The sequence below is a fragment of the Acinetobacter lwoffii genome, from assembly GCF_022809915.1.
Taxonomy (GTDB): domain Bacteria; phylum Pseudomonadota; class Gammaproteobacteria; order Pseudomonadales; family Moraxellaceae; genus Acinetobacter; species Acinetobacter lwoffii_M.
Genome location: NZ_JALGQY010000001.1, coordinates 265,653 through 280,591, shown reverse-complemented (window position 1 = coordinate 280,591; position 14,939 = coordinate 265,653). Strand labels below are relative to the sequence as shown.

General features: G+C 45.0%; 19 protein-coding genes. 1 reads left to right on the top strand and 18 read right to left on the bottom strand.

Features of this window, described 5'->3' with window-relative positions:
- Positions 1-36: 36 nt before the first annotated feature.
- The 5 genes from MTX11_RS01410 to MTX11_RS01390 form a co-directional block, all read right to left on the bottom strand.
- Positions 37-2,319, bottom strand: coding sequence for a TRAP transporter large permease subunit (locus tag MTX11_RS01410; RefSeq protein ID WP_243474183.1), 2,283 nt, complete (start codon positions 2,317-2,319; stop codon positions 37-39).
- A gap of 197 nt (positions 2,320-2,516) precedes the next feature.
- On the bottom strand, positions 2,517-3,089 hold the full coding sequence (rrtA, locus tag MTX11_RS01405; protein ID WP_005263745.1) for a rhombosortase: 573 nt from the start codon (positions 3,087-3,089) through the stop codon (positions 2,517-2,519).
- 67 nt (positions 3,090-3,156) lie between these two features.
- Positions 3,157-4,197, bottom strand: coding sequence for a hypothetical protein (locus MTX11_RS01400; RefSeq protein WP_004281480.1), 1,041 nt, complete (start codon positions 4,195-4,197; stop codon positions 3,157-3,159).
- 534 nt (positions 4,198-4,731) lie between these two features.
- Positions 4,732-5,118, bottom strand: coding sequence for a hypothetical protein (locus MTX11_RS01395; RefSeq protein ID WP_243474182.1), 387 nt, complete (start codon positions 5,116-5,118; stop codon positions 4,732-4,734).
- Positions 5,111-5,368, bottom strand: a complete 258-nt coding sequence (locus MTX11_RS01390; protein WP_004281484.1) for an FAD assembly factor SdhE — start codon at positions 5,366-5,368, stop codon at positions 5,111-5,113. The genes MTX11_RS01395 and MTX11_RS01390 overlap by 8 nt, the downstream gene beginning before the upstream one ends.
- A gap of 183 nt (positions 5,369-5,551) precedes the next feature.
- Here MTX11_RS01390 and MTX11_RS01385 point away from each other — a divergent pair, with 183 nt between their 5' ends.
- A complete protein-coding gene (locus MTX11_RS01385; RefSeq protein ID WP_243474181.1) occupies positions 5,552-6,724 on the top strand; it encodes an acyl-CoA dehydrogenase family protein in 1,173 nt (390 codons plus the stop codon).
- A gap of 60 nt (positions 6,725-6,784) precedes the next feature.
- Here MTX11_RS01385 and MTX11_RS01380 read toward each other — a convergent pair whose 3' ends face one another.
- The 13 genes from MTX11_RS01380 to rplF all read right to left on the bottom strand — a co-directional run bounded on the left by MTX11_RS01380 (position 6,785) and on the right by rplF (position 14,934).
- Positions 6,785-8,275 (bottom strand): flavin-containing monooxygenase, encoded by a 1,491-nt coding sequence (locus tag MTX11_RS01380; RefSeq protein ID WP_243474180.1) that lies wholly within the window; start codon positions 8,273-8,275, stop codon positions 6,785-6,787.
- 217 nt (positions 8,276-8,492) lie between these two features.
- Positions 8,493-8,858, bottom strand: coding sequence for a 50S ribosomal protein L17 (gene rplQ / locus MTX11_RS01375; protein WP_004281488.1), 366 nt, complete (start codon positions 8,856-8,858; stop codon positions 8,493-8,495).
- A gap of 18 nt (positions 8,859-8,876) precedes the next feature.
- A complete protein-coding gene (locus MTX11_RS01370; protein ID WP_004281489.1) occupies positions 8,877-9,884 on the bottom strand; it encodes a DNA-directed RNA polymerase subunit alpha in 1,008 nt (335 codons plus the stop codon).
- A 16-nt stretch (positions 9,885-9,900) separates the two neighbouring features.
- Entirely contained in the window at positions 9,901-10,527 is a 627-nt protein-coding gene (gene rpsD, locus MTX11_RS01365; protein ID WP_004281490.1) for a 30S ribosomal protein S4, read from the bottom strand.
- 12 nt (positions 10,528-10,539) lie between these two features.
- Positions 10,540-10,926 carry a 30S ribosomal protein S11 gene (rpsK, locus tag MTX11_RS01360; protein WP_004281491.1) on the bottom strand — a complete coding sequence of 129 codons (387 nt, stop codon included), beginning with the start codon at positions 10,924-10,926 and terminating at the stop codon, positions 10,540-10,542.
- Positions 10,927-10,945: 19 nt separating this feature from the next.
- Complete coding sequence (gene rpsM, locus MTX11_RS01355; RefSeq protein ID WP_004281492.1) at positions 10,946-11,302, bottom strand: 30S ribosomal protein S13; 357 nt, start codon at positions 11,300-11,302, stop codon at positions 10,946-10,948.
- 105 nt (positions 11,303-11,407) lie between these two features.
- A complete protein-coding gene (rpmJ, locus tag MTX11_RS01350) occupies positions 11,408-11,524 on the bottom strand; it encodes a 50S ribosomal protein L36 (protein ID WP_000867907.1) in 117 nt (38 codons plus the stop codon).
- Between the two features lie 19 nt (positions 11,525-11,543).
- The gene (gene secY / locus MTX11_RS01345; protein WP_171057005.1) at positions 11,544-12,863 is read right to left on the bottom strand and encodes a preprotein translocase subunit SecY; all 1,320 of its coding nucleotides are present in this window, start codon (positions 12,861-12,863) and stop codon (positions 11,544-11,546) included.
- Positions 12,864-12,908: 45 nt separating this feature from the next.
- Positions 12,909-13,349, bottom strand: a complete 441-nt coding sequence (gene rplO / locus MTX11_RS01340) for a 50S ribosomal protein L15 (protein WP_004281494.1) — start codon at positions 13,347-13,349, stop codon at positions 12,909-12,911.
- Between the two features lie 3 nt (positions 13,350-13,352).
- Positions 13,353-13,529, bottom strand: a complete 177-nt coding sequence (rpmD, locus tag MTX11_RS01335; protein WP_004281495.1) for a 50S ribosomal protein L30 — start codon at positions 13,527-13,529, stop codon at positions 13,353-13,355.
- Positions 13,530-13,535: 6 nt separating this feature from the next.
- Positions 13,536-14,033: a 30S ribosomal protein S5 gene (rpsE, locus tag MTX11_RS01330; protein WP_004281496.1), complete on the bottom strand. Its 498-nt coding sequence runs from the start codon at positions 14,031-14,033 to the stop codon at positions 13,536-13,538.
- A gap of 2 nt (positions 14,034-14,035) precedes the next feature.
- Complete coding sequence (rplR, locus tag MTX11_RS01325; protein WP_004281497.1) at positions 14,036-14,386, bottom strand: 50S ribosomal protein L18; 351 nt, start codon at positions 14,384-14,386, stop codon at positions 14,036-14,038.
- A 14-nt stretch (positions 14,387-14,400) separates the two neighbouring features.
- Positions 14,401-14,934: a 50S ribosomal protein L6 gene (rplF, locus tag MTX11_RS01320; protein ID WP_004645059.1), complete on the bottom strand. Its 534-nt coding sequence runs from the start codon at positions 14,932-14,934 to the stop codon at positions 14,401-14,403.
- Positions 14,935-14,939: the final 5 nt, after the last annotated feature.

The following is a 14,939-nucleotide window of genomic DNA, read 5'->3' as shown; positions in this document are numbered from 1 at the left end:
AAAAGCACCCGAAAGTGCTTTTTTATTGCTTTTCTTTTATTGATACCAGCCGAACAGCTTAAACATATAAGGCACATAGGCAATGATCAGCATCGCAGGCAGCAATACTATCATCGGCAAAATCCAGCGTTCATAACGGTAGTAGAAAGACAAGTGTCGTACTTCTGCATCCGCCTCGGCCACTTCGGCATCGCCAATCGACTGTCTGGCCAGCAGATGATTTAGCGCAACCGGTGGCGTCACATAACCCAGCTCAAAACCAATCAGGGTAATCATCCAGAAATGTACTGGATGAATGCCGTATTGATAGGCCACTGGAGCCACGGTCACCGAGATCAGAATCACCGCGCCAAATGGATCCATGATCATCCCGACAAAAATCATCAAGCCGACAATCAGGGAAATCACCAGAATGGTACTGCTGATGTCGGTCGGGAAGGCTTCCATAATTTCAATACGTTCCAGCAAGCCACCCACACTCACCGAAAGTGCCATCAGAATGACCAAGGCACCAATATGGCCCACCGTCTCACTGGTCGAAATATGCATAGACTTCCAGAAACCGACATTACGCAAAATTTCAGTCGCTTTTGAACGCTGCACAGTATGATCAACAGCCAATTCTTTGCCTGGTTGTTCACTATGTTCAGCCTCACGATATTCTGCATTGGCTGCGGCACCGGCTGTCGCCAGTTCAGGTGCCAATCTTGAGTTTAAAGTTGCGGTCAAAGTTTCATCCCAATGCCCCACTGCCGGCAACGGCGCAGGTTCATGACGCAACTTGTCGAACAAGACAATCATCAGCAGAATGACTGGCATCATCACTGGTGCGGTAAATTCATTCAGGTCAGTCGACAAGGCATATTTATAGAATAACCAGATCAGAATGAAAATCACGATATATGGAATAATCGCAATGAAGGCGCGACCGGATTGAGGAGCAGCCACGATAGGTGCAGCAATCCGGAATTTGTTTTCTGCAAAGAACAGGGAAATTACCAGGAATAAAGTCGAACTGAGCAGGAAGACATAAATCCCGTAGTGATAGAGTAAGTCGGTGGTCACTTCTTTATTCAGTGATGCCACAACGACAATCAGCAAGCAAGGACGTAAAACCACGCCCAGTGAACCAGACATTGCAGTGGCGGCCAATGCAAACTGACGGCGTCCGCCCGCATTCCAGACTTCCTTATAAATAATCGCACCTGCGGCAATTACGAAAATCCCTGATGCTCCGGTATAGGCGGTCGGTAATGCAGCTGCCAGCAAGATTAACCAGGTCAGGGTTTCAGGGGCCAGATTCCATGGACGCAGAATATTCAGGAACATGTCCACGACACGGGTCTGTTTCAGCAACATACCGGCCCAGATAAACAAGGCCAGATTTAGGAAAATACTGGAAAACTCTACCAATTGACCGAGGTAAATCCCCTGTCCCATTGGATAGTCCATAAAGAAGGTGAAATTTATTCCGGTGGTAATAGCCATATAGGCATATAGCGGTACACTCAGAAAGGCCAGACCAAAACTGCCGCCCTCACGCGTCGGTTTCGGTTGTTTGATCACCTGATACAGGCTGATCAAAGTGAGTGCGCTGAACAGAATCATCCACAACCAGTAGATGTACTTCATCTCCCCCATCGGCACGCCCGAGTTCAATACGGACTGATATTGGCTATAGGATGAAAATGCCAGGAAAGCATTAGCGACCAGCATGGCGACCGAATAAACTTTAAAGTCGATACGCGTGCTCGGGCTACGCAAGCCAATATGATGGGTTTTTAGGGTGGCACTGATCGCAGCAAAGACCACCATGATGACCAGAAGCAAAGCCCGGTTTTCAGTACCAAACTTAAAAATGCCAAAGAAAGAGGTTTCAAAGGTCCGATAAGCCCGAATACTTGGATGTGCTTGCACATGTTGAATGGCTTTATCATAAAACAGGTAGGATTCTTCACAGACCTGCTGTGCCTGTAACACCGCAGCACGGACATCCGCTTCCGAACGCACCCCGAAGAAGTCGGCATATTCATCGGCTGCATCGGCTTTTATCTGCTGCTGAACGCGTTGATCGACATTAATATTGCGTTCACATTGTGGACGCGTCGGCTCAGCCCTTAAAAATGAATATTGCATTCCTGTTGCCGGATCGCCGTAAATACGCTCCCCCATACGCAGCAACTGGCCGTGAATCATTTCCCCGGTGCCAATAATCAAAGTGAGCAAAAGTAAAACCAGCACGACGAAGGTCGAGATCCACTCTGTCCATATATAACGCAACAGACCTAATCCTGATCTGTTTTGATCATTATTTTGCATGTGTATTCCTATTCTTATTTTAGCGGCCTGATGCTTGGTCTAGGACGCTGATCTTCCCTTCTGCCCCGAAAATTCCTTTTCAAAGGTCAGGATCTTTATTTTATGTTTTGACTTTGCATGAAAGTTGGCACAATAAAAATGACAATTTATATTTTCTTTTTGTATTTTCTGCCAAGTAAATTATTTATCTCTGCACTTTAATTATCCCGAAAATAATTGCTCACAATATAGATCAGCGCCAGAATCACGCCCCAAATCACCCCAAGTAAATGTGCCTCAACCAAAACCGGACTACCGATCAGCTGCGCCATTCCGACATTGCCAATGGTGTTTTCCCAGACCAGTTTGGCAAAAATCAAAAATAATACCAGCGCCGCAAAGCCGCGTTCCCGCTTATACAGCAAATGTACACAGGCTACGGCGACATAGGCACCATGCAGCACGCCCGACAGGCCAGCATAGGCTTCAATATTGGGTAAGAAAAAATAAAAGCTTAAACTGATCAACGGTGGCAAGATCAGCAAAATGGCACAGAAATGCCAGACGGTAGCGCGTGGAAAAATGAAAGGTAAACAGATAAAGGCGAGAATGTTTAGAAAGTAATGAATCCAGCTCACATGTACCCAGTGCGCTGTCCAGAGTCGCCAGAATTCACCCAGCAGACTCTCTTGCCAGTAGATAAAATGATCCTGAAAAATTTGCAGACATGCAGAGAGAGAGACAAAAGCCGCTAGAAAAATAATTTTTCGTCGAAAATGTTGATCTAGCATCGGCCTGTTGTCCTCCCTGACCATCTAATTTGACTTCATCCCTGAAGCTTCATGCATAGTATCTGCATTACAGATCCGCACTGAACAGATCATCGAGCTCGGAAGAACTGTCGGATTCATCCCAGAAACGTTGCATGCCATCATCGCCACTACGTATACCAGTATTTTCTGTCCAGTAACGATCTGATATGCCACTGACCATAATCGCGGCCATGCTGTCAATCAGCTTGAATTGCGGATTTACCGGTTTTTCCTCCGTACGGGCCTGAGCAAAGGTTTTCAAGGCATCCCGAACTTTGGCATCATCGCCACTGGCCTGAGCCGCTACGGCATACAAAGCATGAGATAAACGTACACCTTTTTGCTCGCCAATTTGTGTAGATTGTTTTAATGTTTGGTAAGGGTCAGGCTTGCCTTCCCCTGCGCCCGGCAATAAGGTCCAGATCACTGCACGGGTCGCATTCGGAGCACCCCAGAATTTCGCGTTATCCAGACACACCATGCCACGCTCAACCACGGCAGCAATATCTTTCGGTACATGCACTGCACCACCCGAGTTAATATCATTGGTCATGGCCTGCAAACCACTGAGCATACCCAGCAGGTAAACTGTTTGCTCGATATCACTGTTCATGCGCGGGCATTCTTCACCCAGGGCTTTTTGATATTTCTTTTCATAACGGCTCTGGAACAGTTGATAACCGGTATATTGACGCTGTGCCGCCAGTGCCGCCCAGCGCTTCTGCTCGATTCGGGCATCCTGGGCTTCTGCCACCTGATTGGTTTTTGAAGCGCGTAAATAGCGTAACTCCGCTTCCAGCGCTTTTTGCTCAGCACAAATACCGGCAGCCGAATACATCAGCACGGCTACCCGGGTCGGATCCGCCCCCATTTCTTTGGTCGCCATAATGGCCGGCGTTAAAGAATTCCCTGAATTACACACCATTTCAGCATCATCCATCGCTAAAATCGGCGGGACAATATGGTTTTCGGTGAAACCCAGTGCAACATTGGCACCGGTTTTAATGACCTGAGAACACCCCGTCAAAACTGTTGTTGTTATTGCAATGGTCGCCATACCTTGGCATATTTTACGGACGTCTGACATTTTCCTGTCCTCTATAATTGTGATTATGTCCATCTTTCTGCTAAAGATATCAGAAGCATTTTGTGAATAAAAGAGTATTTACTCTAATTTAGACGAGACACTTTGCCATTAAATAGCCGCGCTGCAATTGACTGTATTTAGAAGAATACCAAATTTTGGGCAAAAAAAAGTAGCATTGCGACGGTTCAGCACATGCTACTTATTAACTGTACAAGCAGAAAAATAATAAACCCTGCTTGATTAAGATTAAAATTTATCCTTCAGCACCGCCCCGAGTCGTCCAATTACCAGGGCTAAAACAATCGCCATACTTAGAAACATCTACACTGGAAATTCCATTGCGGTCTCCCCCAGTTGCTGTAGGTGAGTTAAATGTACAGGCTAAAAATAAAACACAGCGGTTAAATTGTCAGACAATCGCTCTAAGTGATGAATTAAACTTAGTTTTTGTCTAACAATAAAAATGAGGTGATAGACTAAATATTTGTTTTATGTGCATTTTAAGCAAATCATTCAAATGCACTTGTCTTACAACTAAATTAATTTAGTCAATACTTTTAAGGATTTCCATTGTTTGAGTGGCAATTGATCACACCAGATCAGTAAAGGTCGCGCCTTGGCATGCTGGAAATACACCACAATATACGCCTGATGATCAATCACGTGGCTAATGCATACCCGACGGACAGGTCGTGCTTTGGCAGTCAATGACCATTCACGTCCATCCAGATATTCAAACTGCTCGATCTGGGGAGTCTTGCGGTAAAACAGCTGATAAATCACCAAGCCTATGACAGCACACACTACCCAAAGTGCAATCGGTAATAACTGATACAATAGATACATCAGCAGTGCAAAAATAAAAAACTGAAACGCCAATGCACACAGACTGCGTTTCAGCTTGAAGCAACGATTATCCATGAACGTAAAATTTAAGCTTCTTGATAAAATCTTTTAGTTCAGGACGCGGCGGCTCAGACACTTCCATAAACCAGTCCAGCAAATCTGGGTCTTCCTGCTCAACCAGTTCTGCAAACATCTGTTTTTCGAAAGGTTCAGCATTCAGGTAATGGTTTTTTACGTAGGGATCAAAATATACATCCAGTTCTTTTAGACCACGACGCGCACGATAAATCACTTTGCGCTCTTCTAAGCTGATGTCATCAGTCATCGAATTTCCCCAACTCGTTATAAACCCGAATAGTTTACCTGAAGCGCTGGCTGAATTTCGAGGGATTTCATAGAAATGACCAAAAGCATCAGCAGATTTAAGTCATTTGAACATTCCGCTCATTGCTGCTGATCTTGGCATGACCTAAGTTAAACCAAACAAATCAAAATAAGGAATAACAAGATGCAATCTGCAGCCATTCGCCCACTTGCCCCGATGCTGCCGTGCCAACTCTTTAGTACCGAACATGATGCTTTTCGCGAGACGGTACGTAAATTTTATGAGAAAGAAGTCATTCCACATACCGAGCGTTATGAAAGTCAACAGCATGTAGATCGAGAGCTGTGGAATAAAGCCGGTGAGCTTGGATTGCTCTGCGCTACCATGCCCGAAGAATATGGCGGCTCTGGCGTAGACCGGCTGTATAGCATGATTTTGATTGAGGAACAGGCCTATGCCGGAGATTCAGCGACTGGATTTTCATTGCATTCAGATATTGTTGCCAATTATCTGCTGAATTTTGGTAATGAAGCTCAAAAACAACAATGGTTACCGAAAATGGCGTCTGGAGAGGTCGTCACCGCGATTGCCATGACCGAACCGGGAACTGGCTCTGACCTGCAAGCAGTGCGTACCTCGGCAGTACTCGATGGCGATGACTATGTGATTAATGGTTCCAAAATCTTTATTACCAATGGCTATCTCTGTGACATGGCGATTGTGGTCTGTAAAACCGGCAATAATGACAAAGGTTCGGCCAATCTGTCATTGATTATAGTCGAAGCCGACCAAGCTGGATTTAGTAAAGGCAAGCCGCTGAATAAAATTGGCATGAAAGGTCAGGATACCTGCGAACTGTTCTTTGACAATGTTCGGGTTCCGAAAGAAAACCTGCTCGGTCCGGAAGGCATGAGCTTTATGATGCTGATGAAAGAACTGGCTTGGGAACGCCTGATTGTGGCGATTATCTGTCAGGCAGGCGCTGAAGCCGCTTTTGCCCATACAGTGAAATATACCAAGGAACGTCAGGCATTTGGCAAGAGCATCAGCCATTTTCAAAATACCCGTTTTAAACTGGCAGAACTACGTACCGAGATCGATGTGTGCCGCGCTTATCTGGATCGCTGTATGCAGCTGCAACTCAAGCACGAATTAGGCGTAGATGCCGCTGCTGCGGCCAAATACAAGATTTCAGAAATGTACAGCAAAGTCGTAGATGAATGTCTGCAATTGCATGGCGGCTATGGTTATATGCTGGAATATCCGATTGCCCGTGCCTATATCGACAACCGTGCCAACCGGATTTATGCGGGTACCAATGAAATTATGAAAGAACTCATCGCCCGTTCACTTTAAAATGGATGCATAAAAAAGGAGTCTCTCAGGACTCCTTTTTCTGTATGCAAAAATATAAATTTAAGAGACCAAACGCGGTTTATGCTTTAAAGCATTGCTGTTTTTTCTAAATTTCAGCACCCCATCTTCAAACGAAGCCTGCTTGAGTTCCTTGCGGTCTGCCAGATAATTATTGCTGACTTTCCATGGAGCATGTTTACCCTGCTTTGGCATCACGTCTGCAGCTCGGGCAATATAACCCGAACTAAGACTACCCATGACGGTATCCTGAAGCAATTCACTCTGATCTCCCTGAGCAATCACCTGCGCATAACCTTGCTGATCCATATAGTTCAGCAGACGGCAAATATACTCAGCTGCAATGTCGACTTTAAGCGTCCAGGAGGCATTGATATAGCCAATAATCAGCGCCATATTCGGTATATCACTGACCATGATGCCTCTATACAACATATGCTGTGAGGTATCGATAGGCTGACCATCCATCGTCGCCTGAATCCCGCCAAGAATTTGAATATTCAGACCGGTGGCAGAGACGATAATATCAGCATCCAGATGTTGACCTGATTTCAGCTGAATTCCCGTTTCGGTAAAGGTTTCTATCTGATCCGTTGCAACTGATGCCTGCCCTTCACGTAAAATTTTAAACAGATCCCCATCTGGCACCACACACAGACGCTGATCCCAAGGTTCATAATTCGGGGTAAAGTGCTTCATGTCCACTTTACCTTTTAGCTGAAGTTGCACCGATTTAAGCAAAAGCGATTTTAATAATTTTGGCTGTTTCTGTGCCAAAGCATAAATCCCGCGCTGCATGCCGATATTACGCGCACGTGTCAGCTTGTAAGCGACCTCCTCGGGCAGATATTTACGCATTTTTGAATAAATAAAATCGACCGAGGGTACAGAAGCAATATAAGTTGGGGAACGTTGCAACATGGTGACATGCCCTGCTCCACCTTTCACCATCGCAGGAACCAAGGTAATCGCGGTCGCACCACTGCCAATGATGACCACTTTTTTGCCTTTATAGTTTAAATTTTCCGGCCAATGTTGCGGATGAATAAATTCACCTTTGAATGCATCTTGATTTGGAAACTCCGGCTGAAAACCCTGATCATAATTATAATAACCGGTACAACCCAGTACAAAGTTGGCGATCCAGATCTGCTTCTTACCGTGTGCATCCTCGATCTCTACTGACCATTTGCAGGTTGTAGAATCATAATTGGCACTTAAGACCCGATGCTGAAAATGGATTTTCGACTGTAGCTTAAACTCATCCACCACTTCAGCTAGATAATTTTTGATGGATGCGCCATCGGCAAGCACGCTTTCTTTCTTCCAGGGTTTGAAATTAAAACCAAAAGTCGACATATCGGAATCAGAACGGATTCCCGGATATTTAAACAGGTCCCAAGTTCCGCCAATACTTTCGCGGCGTTCAATAATCTCAAAAGAGCGTTGTGGACAATATTTAGAAAGATGCGCTGCCAGACCAATCCCCGAGATCCCCGCACCCACAATTAAAATATCTACCTGCTTTTCCATGTTGTTCTTTTACCTAAGCGATGCTATCTGTTTTTATTAAATCACAAAACTGACAATACGCAATGTCAAGTTCATTAAAAAGCCACTATTTTTTTATCTTTTCAGGCCAGATCAGTTATGCGGAACTCAATCATTCTAAATTAAAATATACAGACAATAAAAAAGGCCGGTTTATTCAACCGACCTTTTCGAACAACTTGCGTTATTCTTCACGAAATTAGTTAACTTCGCGATCTACTAGCTCAACGTAAGCCATCGGTGCAGCATCACCTGCACGGAAGCCCGCTTTAAGAACACGTAGATAACCGCCGTTACGCTCTTTGTAACGAGGGCCAAGAACGGTAAATAATTTACCAACAGTTGCTGCTGAACGAGTACGAGCAAACGCCAAACGACGGTTTGCTACTGTATCGTTTTTAGCTAAAGTGATTAAAGGCTCAGCTACACGACGTAACTCTTTTGCTTTAGGCACAGTTGTTTTGATCAACTCGTGCTCGAACAAAGAGTTAGCCATGTTTTGGAACATCGCTTTACGATGACTGCTTGTACGGCCTAATTTCACACCACTATTACGATGACGCATGGTGATAGTCCTACTTAATTAACGGCTACGATAGGCGAAACGATCGTCCATACGGAGACTAGCCGGTGGCCAGTTCTCTAAACGCATGCCGAGTTGTAAGCCTTTAGAAGCCAGAACATCTTTGATCTCAGTAAGCGATTTTTTACCCAAGTTAGGAGTTTTAAGCAACTCAACTTCGGTACGCTGTACAAGATCACCAATGTAGTAAATGTTTTCTGCTTTCAAACAGTTAGCAGAACGAACAGTTAGCTCTAGATCATCTACTGGGCGAAGCAAGATTGGGTCAACTTCTTCACGAGGCTCTTGAGCAACAGGTGCTTGATCTTTCTGAAGGTCAACGAAGATCGCAATTTGTTGCTGCAAAATAGTTGCAGCTTTGCGGATCGCTTCTTCAGGATCTACAGTACCGTTAGTTTCAAGATCAATGATCAGTTTATCAAGGTCAGTACGTTGTTCTACACGCGCGTTTTCCACGGTGTATGAAACACGTTTGATTGGGCTGTAAGACGCATCTAACTGCAAGCGACCCACTGGGCGAGTTTCGCCTTCAGGGAAGCGTGAATCAGAAGTCTCGTAGCCACGACCTTGAGCCACTTTCAGACGCATTTTCAATGAGCCTGAGGCACTTAAAGTACCGATCAAATGTTCAGGGTTAACCACTTCAACATTATGAGGTAAACGAAGGTCAGCCGCAGTTACGTCGCCTGCACCTTGTTTCTCTAATGTTAAATAAGCTTCATTTTGATCGAACAGCTTAATCGACAATCCTTTTAGGTTCAGCAAGAGCTCGACGATGTCCTGCTGCAAGCCTTCCAAAGTACTGTACTCGTGCTCGACCCCTTCAATCTCAACTTCTACCACAGCTGCGCCAGGTAGAGAAGAAAGAAGGATGCGACGTAAAGCATTACCAAGAGTATGACCAAAGCCACGCTCTAATGGTTCTAGAATAACTTTTGCCGAGGTCCCGCTTGCCGCTTCGACCTTGATCGCTTGCGGAGTTAGAAACTCATTTGCAGTACGCGTCATATTGCTTCCTCAAGGATTATTTAGAATACAATTCTACAATCAAGCTTTCGTTGATTTCAGCAGGTAAATCAGAACGATCCGGTGCAGCTTTGAACGTACCTTCTAATTTAGAATGGTCAATTTCCATCCAAGAAGGCATGCCACGTTGAGTAGCTAATTCAATTGCGTTTTTGATACGTAATTGTTGCTTAGCGCCTTCGTGAACTGCGATCACATCACCCGCTTTAACTTGGATAGACGCAATGTTAACACGACGGCCATTCAAAGTGATGCTACGGTGAGATACTAACTGACGAGCTTCTGCACGAGTAGAACCGAAACCCATACGATAAACAACGTTATCAAGACGGCTTTCAAGTAGCTTCAACAGGTTTTCACCAGTTGCGCCTTTAACACGAGCAGCTTCTTTATAGTAGTTACTAAATTGACGCTCTAAAACACCGTACATGCGACGTACTTTTTGTTTTTCACGTAATTGTAGTGAGTACTCAGATTGTTTACCACCACGAGCCCCGCCGTGTTGGCCAGGAACTTTCGCATGTTTTTTTGTCTTAACATCAAACGGTTTAACGCCTGATTTAAGTTGCAGGTCTGTCCCTTCGCGACGAGAGAGTTTGCATTTTGGACCAATATAACGAGCCATGAATGTTTCTCCTTACACGCGACGTTTTTTAGGTGGACGGCAACCGTTGTGCGGGATTGGCGTCACATCGGTAATGCTGTTAATTTTATAACCCACTGCACCTAAAGCACGAACCGCAGATTCACGACCAGGACCAGGACCTTTTACAAGGACGTCCAAGTTTTTCAAACCGTAGTCTAAAGCAGCTTTACCAGCAACTTCAGCAGCTACCTGAGCAGCGAACGGCGTTGATTTACGTGATCCACGGAAGCCTTGTCCACCTGAAGTGGCCCAAGCCAGTGCATTACCTTGACGATCGGTAATAGTCACAATGGTGTTATTAAAAGAAGCGTGAATGTGTGCGACACCTTCAGAGACGGTACGAGTGACCTTCTTGCGTGCGCGAGTATCTTTAGCCATCTTTTAGCTTCCAGAAATCTTATTTCTTAATAGGTTTGCGCGGACCTTTACGGGTACGAGCGTTAGTTTTGGTGCGTTGACCGCGGACAGGCAAGCTGCGACGATGACGAAGACCGCGGTAGCAGCCTAAATCCATTAAACGTTTAATGTTCATGGAAATTTCGCGACGTAAATCACCTTCGGTCGGAACCTTAGCAACTTCTGCACGAATCGCATCAAGCTGAGCGTCATCTAATTCACGGATCTTAGTCGTTGGAGCAATACCAGCAGCAGCTAAGATAGCTTTTGAAGTATGGCGACCAATACCAAAGATATACGTTAGAGAGATAACAGCGTGCTTGTTATCCGGAATGTTTACACCGGCAATACGAGCCATTCAATTTTCTCCAAAAAGGCAGTAGATAATCAACCGCCCCACAAAAATCTTGAGGGGCGGATAATAACCTAATTCGCCTACAGAAATCAACAGGTCTTAATCAGATTAACCTTGACGCTGCTTATGACGAGGTTCTGCGCTACAAATTACGCGGATAACCCCATTACGACGGATAACTTTACAGCTACCACAAATTTTCTTAACAGAAGCTTGTACTTTCATGATGAAACCTCAAGTGCGCTTATCCCTTAGGATGAGCAGTCGTTTTTCTCATTAACGTTTGATTATCGTATTGGTGCGAAGTGAGGTGTGATTGCAGCTGAGCCATAAAGTCCATCACTACTACCACAACAATCAGCAAAGAGGTACCACCCAAATAGAATGGAATACCAAATGAACTTTGCAATACCATCGGCATCAAACAAATGACTGCGATGTAAATCGCGCCAATAAAAGTCAAACGATTGAGAATATGATCTAAGTAACGAGCAGTTTGCTCACCTGGACGTATACCAGGCACGTAAGCTCCGCTGCGTTTCAAGTTCTCTGACACTTCTTTAGGACTAAATACCAGTGCTGTATAGAAGTAACAGAAAAAGATAATTAACGCACCAAAGAGCACCAAATACAACGGCTGACCAGGCGACAATACCAATGCTACATCTTGCAGGCTACGCTTAATAAATCCAGCATTTGGATCTGCACTACCCACCCACTGACCTAAGCTCGCAGGGAACAAAAGCAATGAGCTGGCAAAAATTGCCGGAATCACACCCGCCATATTAATTTTTAATGGCAAATGTGTCTGCTGTGCAGTAAATACACGACGACCTTGTTGTTTTTGGGCGTAGTTTACGGGAATACGACGTTGCGCTTTCTCGATAAATACGATCGCTGCCAAAACACCCAGAGACAACAAACCAAAAATTACCAAGCCAATCAGGCTGGTCTGGCCATTATCTACAGATGAGAAAGATTGCATAATCAGATTAGGCAATCCGGCAACAATACCCGCGAAGATGATCATGGAAATACCATTCCCCACCCCACGCTCGGTAATCTGTTCACCCAACCACATCAAGAACATGGTCCCCGCAACCAGTGAGGTTACTGCAGGAACATAAAAAGCCAAACCAGTATTCAGGGTAATCCCCTGACTGATTAGGCCTGCACACATACCTACCGCCTGTACCAGCGCTAAGAATAATGTACCTTGTCGTGTGTATTGATTAATTTTACGTTTGCCTTGCTCGCCTTCTTTCTTTAAAGCTTCCAGCGAAGGAACCACAGTTGACATCAACTGCACGATAATTGATGCAGAGATGTATGGCATGATCCCGAGAGCAAGAATAGACATTCGTTCTAATGCACCACCAGAAAACATGTTAAACAAACCAAGGATGGTACCTTGGTTTGCATTAAACAAGTTTTCTAACGCAGCATTATTGATGCCTGGTACTGGAATATGCGCTCCTAGTCGAAACACCAACAACGCACCAATGAGAAACATCATTCGACGAATAATTTCACGGTATTTCACATGAAATGGTTGGCCTTTCATCATGTTGACATGACCTGAAGAACTAGGAGTCATAGACACTGGGGATTACTCCTCGACTTTGCCGCCAGCAGCTTCAACAGCAGCTTTAGCGCCTTTAGTCAATGCAACACCTTGAACAGTGAATGCACGAGTAATTTCACCAGAAAGTACGATACGAGCACGGATCATGTCTTTACGTACAACGTTCGCAGCTTTTAAAGTTTCAAGAGACACGATATCGCCTTCAACTTTAGCAAGCTCAGATAAACGTACTTCAGCAGTTTTCAAAGCCAATTGGCTAGTGAAGCCGAATTTAGGCAAACGACGATAAAGTGCTGTTTGACCGCCTTCGAAACCTGGACGAGTACCACCGCTCTTACGTGAGTTTTGACCTTTGACACCACGGCCACCGGTCTTACCAACGCCAGAACCGATACCACGGCCTAAACGAAGGTTGTCACGTTTAGCACCTTCTGCAGGTGCAATTGTATTTAAACGCAGAGTCATGGCTTATTCCTCTACACTAACCATATAGTAGACTTGGTTGATCATACCACGGTTAGAAGGTGTGTCTAACACTTCTACAGTATGACCAATACGACGCAGACCTAAACCTTGCAGGCTAAGCTTGTGATTTTTCAAGCGGTGCGATGCAGATTTAGTCTGGGTAACTTTAATCGTTTTCATGATTGATTACCCTTGAATTTGTTCTACTGAAAGACCACGTTTCGCAGCAACCTTTTCAGGAGTAGTCATATCACGCAAACCATTGAAAGTTGCGTTTACTACGTTAGCAGCGTTAGTAGAACCACGGCATTTAGTCAACACGTTACGTACGCCTACAGCTTCTAGAACTGCACGCATAGCGCCACCAGCAATTACACCTGTACCTTCAGAGGCAGGCTGCATGAATACGCGGCTAGCGCCGTGACGTGCATGAATTGGGTGCTGTAACGTACCATCAACAAGGTCAACAGTAATCATATTGCGACGAGCAGCTTCAAGTGCTTTAGAGATAGCAGCTGGAACTTCACGTGCTTTACCACGACCAAAACCTACGCGACCATTACCATCACCCACAACAGTTAATGCTGTGAAAGAGAAGATACGACCACCCTTAACAACTTTGGCTACACGATCAACGGCAACCAGCTTTTCAACAAGACCTTCGTTTTGTTCAACTTTAGCCATGATTAGAACTCCAAGCCGTTTTCACGAGCAGCATCAGCCAAGGCTTTGATACGACCATGATATTTAAAACCAGAACGGTCAAATGCAACTTTAGTAACACCAGCTGCTTTAGCGCGTTCTGCGATTAAAGCACCTACTTTTTGAGCTGCTTCAACGTTACCAGTTGTACCCGCACGTAGAGTAGCGTCTAAAGTAGAAGCTTGCGCTAATACTTTGCCACCATCTGCAGAGATAACTTGAGCATAGATGTGACGCGGAGTGCGGTTTACACACAAACGAGTCGCACCCAATGCACGGATGTGCAAGCGTGTGCTTTTCGCACGACGCAAACGGGATTGTTTCTTTTCGTTCATAAGAACCTCGCGCCTTATTTCTTCTTAGCTTCTTTACGAAGTACAACTTCGTCAGAATAACGAACACCTTTGCCTTTATATGGCTCTGGTGGACGGTAACCACGGATATCTGCAGCAACCTGTCCTAAAGCTGCTTTATCAGCAGATTTAAGAATGATTTCAGTTGCAGTTGGAGTTTCAGCAGTTACACCTGCAGGAAGTGCATAATCGATCGGGTGAGAGAAACCAAGGTTAAGATGAACAACATCACCTTTAACCGCAGCTTTATAACCAACACCGATAAGCTGTAACTTACGTTCGAAACCTTCGCTAACACCTTTTACAAGGTTGTTAAGCACAGCGCGAGCAGTACCAGCTTGCATCCAAGCGTCTTTCGACTCTTGTACTGGAGCAATAGCTAGAATACCGTCTTCCTGTTTAAGCTCGACCAGCGCATGCAGGTTGAAAGACAATGTACCTTTAGTGCCTTTCACTTCGACCTGCCGGCCGTTCTGAGTAACTGTTACACCGTTAGGTACAGTTACTGGGGCTTTAGCCACACGAGACATGAGGA

Bases quoted from the DNA above. Each gene is read 5' to 3' on its own strand.
- MTX11_RS01410 (WP_243474183.1), bottom strand. From the start codon at position 2,319: ATGCAAAATAATGATCAAAACAGATCAGGATTAGGTCTGTTGCGTTAT.
- rpmJ (WP_000867907.1), bottom strand. From the start codon at position 11,524: ATGAAAGTACAAGCTTCTGTTAAGAAAATTTGTGGTAGCTGTAAAGTT.
- MTX11_RS01400 (WP_004281480.1), bottom strand. From the start codon at position 4,197: ATGTCAGACGTCCGTAAAATATGCCAAGGTATGGCGACCATTGCAATA.
- rplF (WP_004645059.1), bottom strand. From the start codon at position 14,934: ATGTCTCGTGTGGCTAAAGCCCCAGTAACTGTACCTAACGGTGTAACA.
- rplO (WP_004281494.1), bottom strand. From the start codon at position 13,349: ATGACTCTGCGTTTAAATACAATTGCACCTGCAGAAGGTGCTAAACGT.
- MTX11_RS01390 (WP_004281484.1), bottom strand. From the start codon at position 5,368: ATGACTGATGACATCAGCTTAGAAGAGCGCAAAGTGATTTATCGTGCG.
- rplQ (WP_004281488.1), bottom strand. From the start codon at position 8,858: ATGCGTCATCGTAATAGTGGTGTGAAATTAGGCCGTACAAGCAGTCAT.
- MTX11_RS01370 (WP_004281489.1), bottom strand. From the start codon at position 9,884: ATGACGCGTACTGCAAATGAGTTTCTAACTCCGCAAGCGATCAAGGTC.
- MTX11_RS01385 (WP_243474181.1), top strand. From the start codon at position 5,552: ATGCAATCTGCAGCCATTCGCCCACTTGCCCCGATGCTGCCGTGCCAA.
- rpsM (WP_004281492.1), bottom strand. From the start codon at position 11,302: ATGGCTCGTATTGCCGGTGTAAACATTCCGGATAACAAGCACGCTGTT.
- rpsK (WP_004281491.1), bottom strand. From the start codon at position 10,926: ATGGCTAAAGATACTCGCGCACGCAAGAAGGTCACTCGTACCGTCTCT.
- secY (WP_171057005.1), bottom strand. From the start codon at position 12,863: ATGAAAGGCCAACCATTTCATGTGAAATACCGTGAAATTATTCGTCGA.
- rpmD (WP_004281495.1), bottom strand. From the start codon at position 13,529: ATGAAAACGATTAAAGTTACCCAGACTAAATCTGCATCGCACCGCTTG.
- rrtA (WP_005263745.1), bottom strand. From the start codon at position 3,089: ATGCTAGATCAACATTTTCGACGAAAAATTATTTTTCTAGCGGCTTTT.
- rplR (WP_004281497.1), bottom strand. From the start codon at position 14,386: ATGAACGAAAAGAAACAATCCCGTTTGCGTCGTGCGAAAAGCACACGC.
- MTX11_RS01395 (WP_243474182.1), bottom strand. From the start codon at position 5,118: ATGGATAATCGTTGCTTCAAGCTGAAACGCAGTCTGTGTGCATTGGCG.
- rpsD (WP_004281490.1), bottom strand. From the start codon at position 10,527: ATGGCTCGTTATATTGGTCCAAAATGCAAACTCTCTCGTCGCGAAGGG.
- MTX11_RS01380 (WP_243474180.1), bottom strand. From the start codon at position 8,275: ATGGAAAAGCAGGTAGATATTTTAATTGTGGGTGCGGGGATCTCGGGG.
- rpsE (WP_004281496.1), bottom strand. From the start codon at position 14,033: ATGGCTAAAGTTGAACAAAACGAAGGTCTTGTTGAAAAGCTGGTTGCC.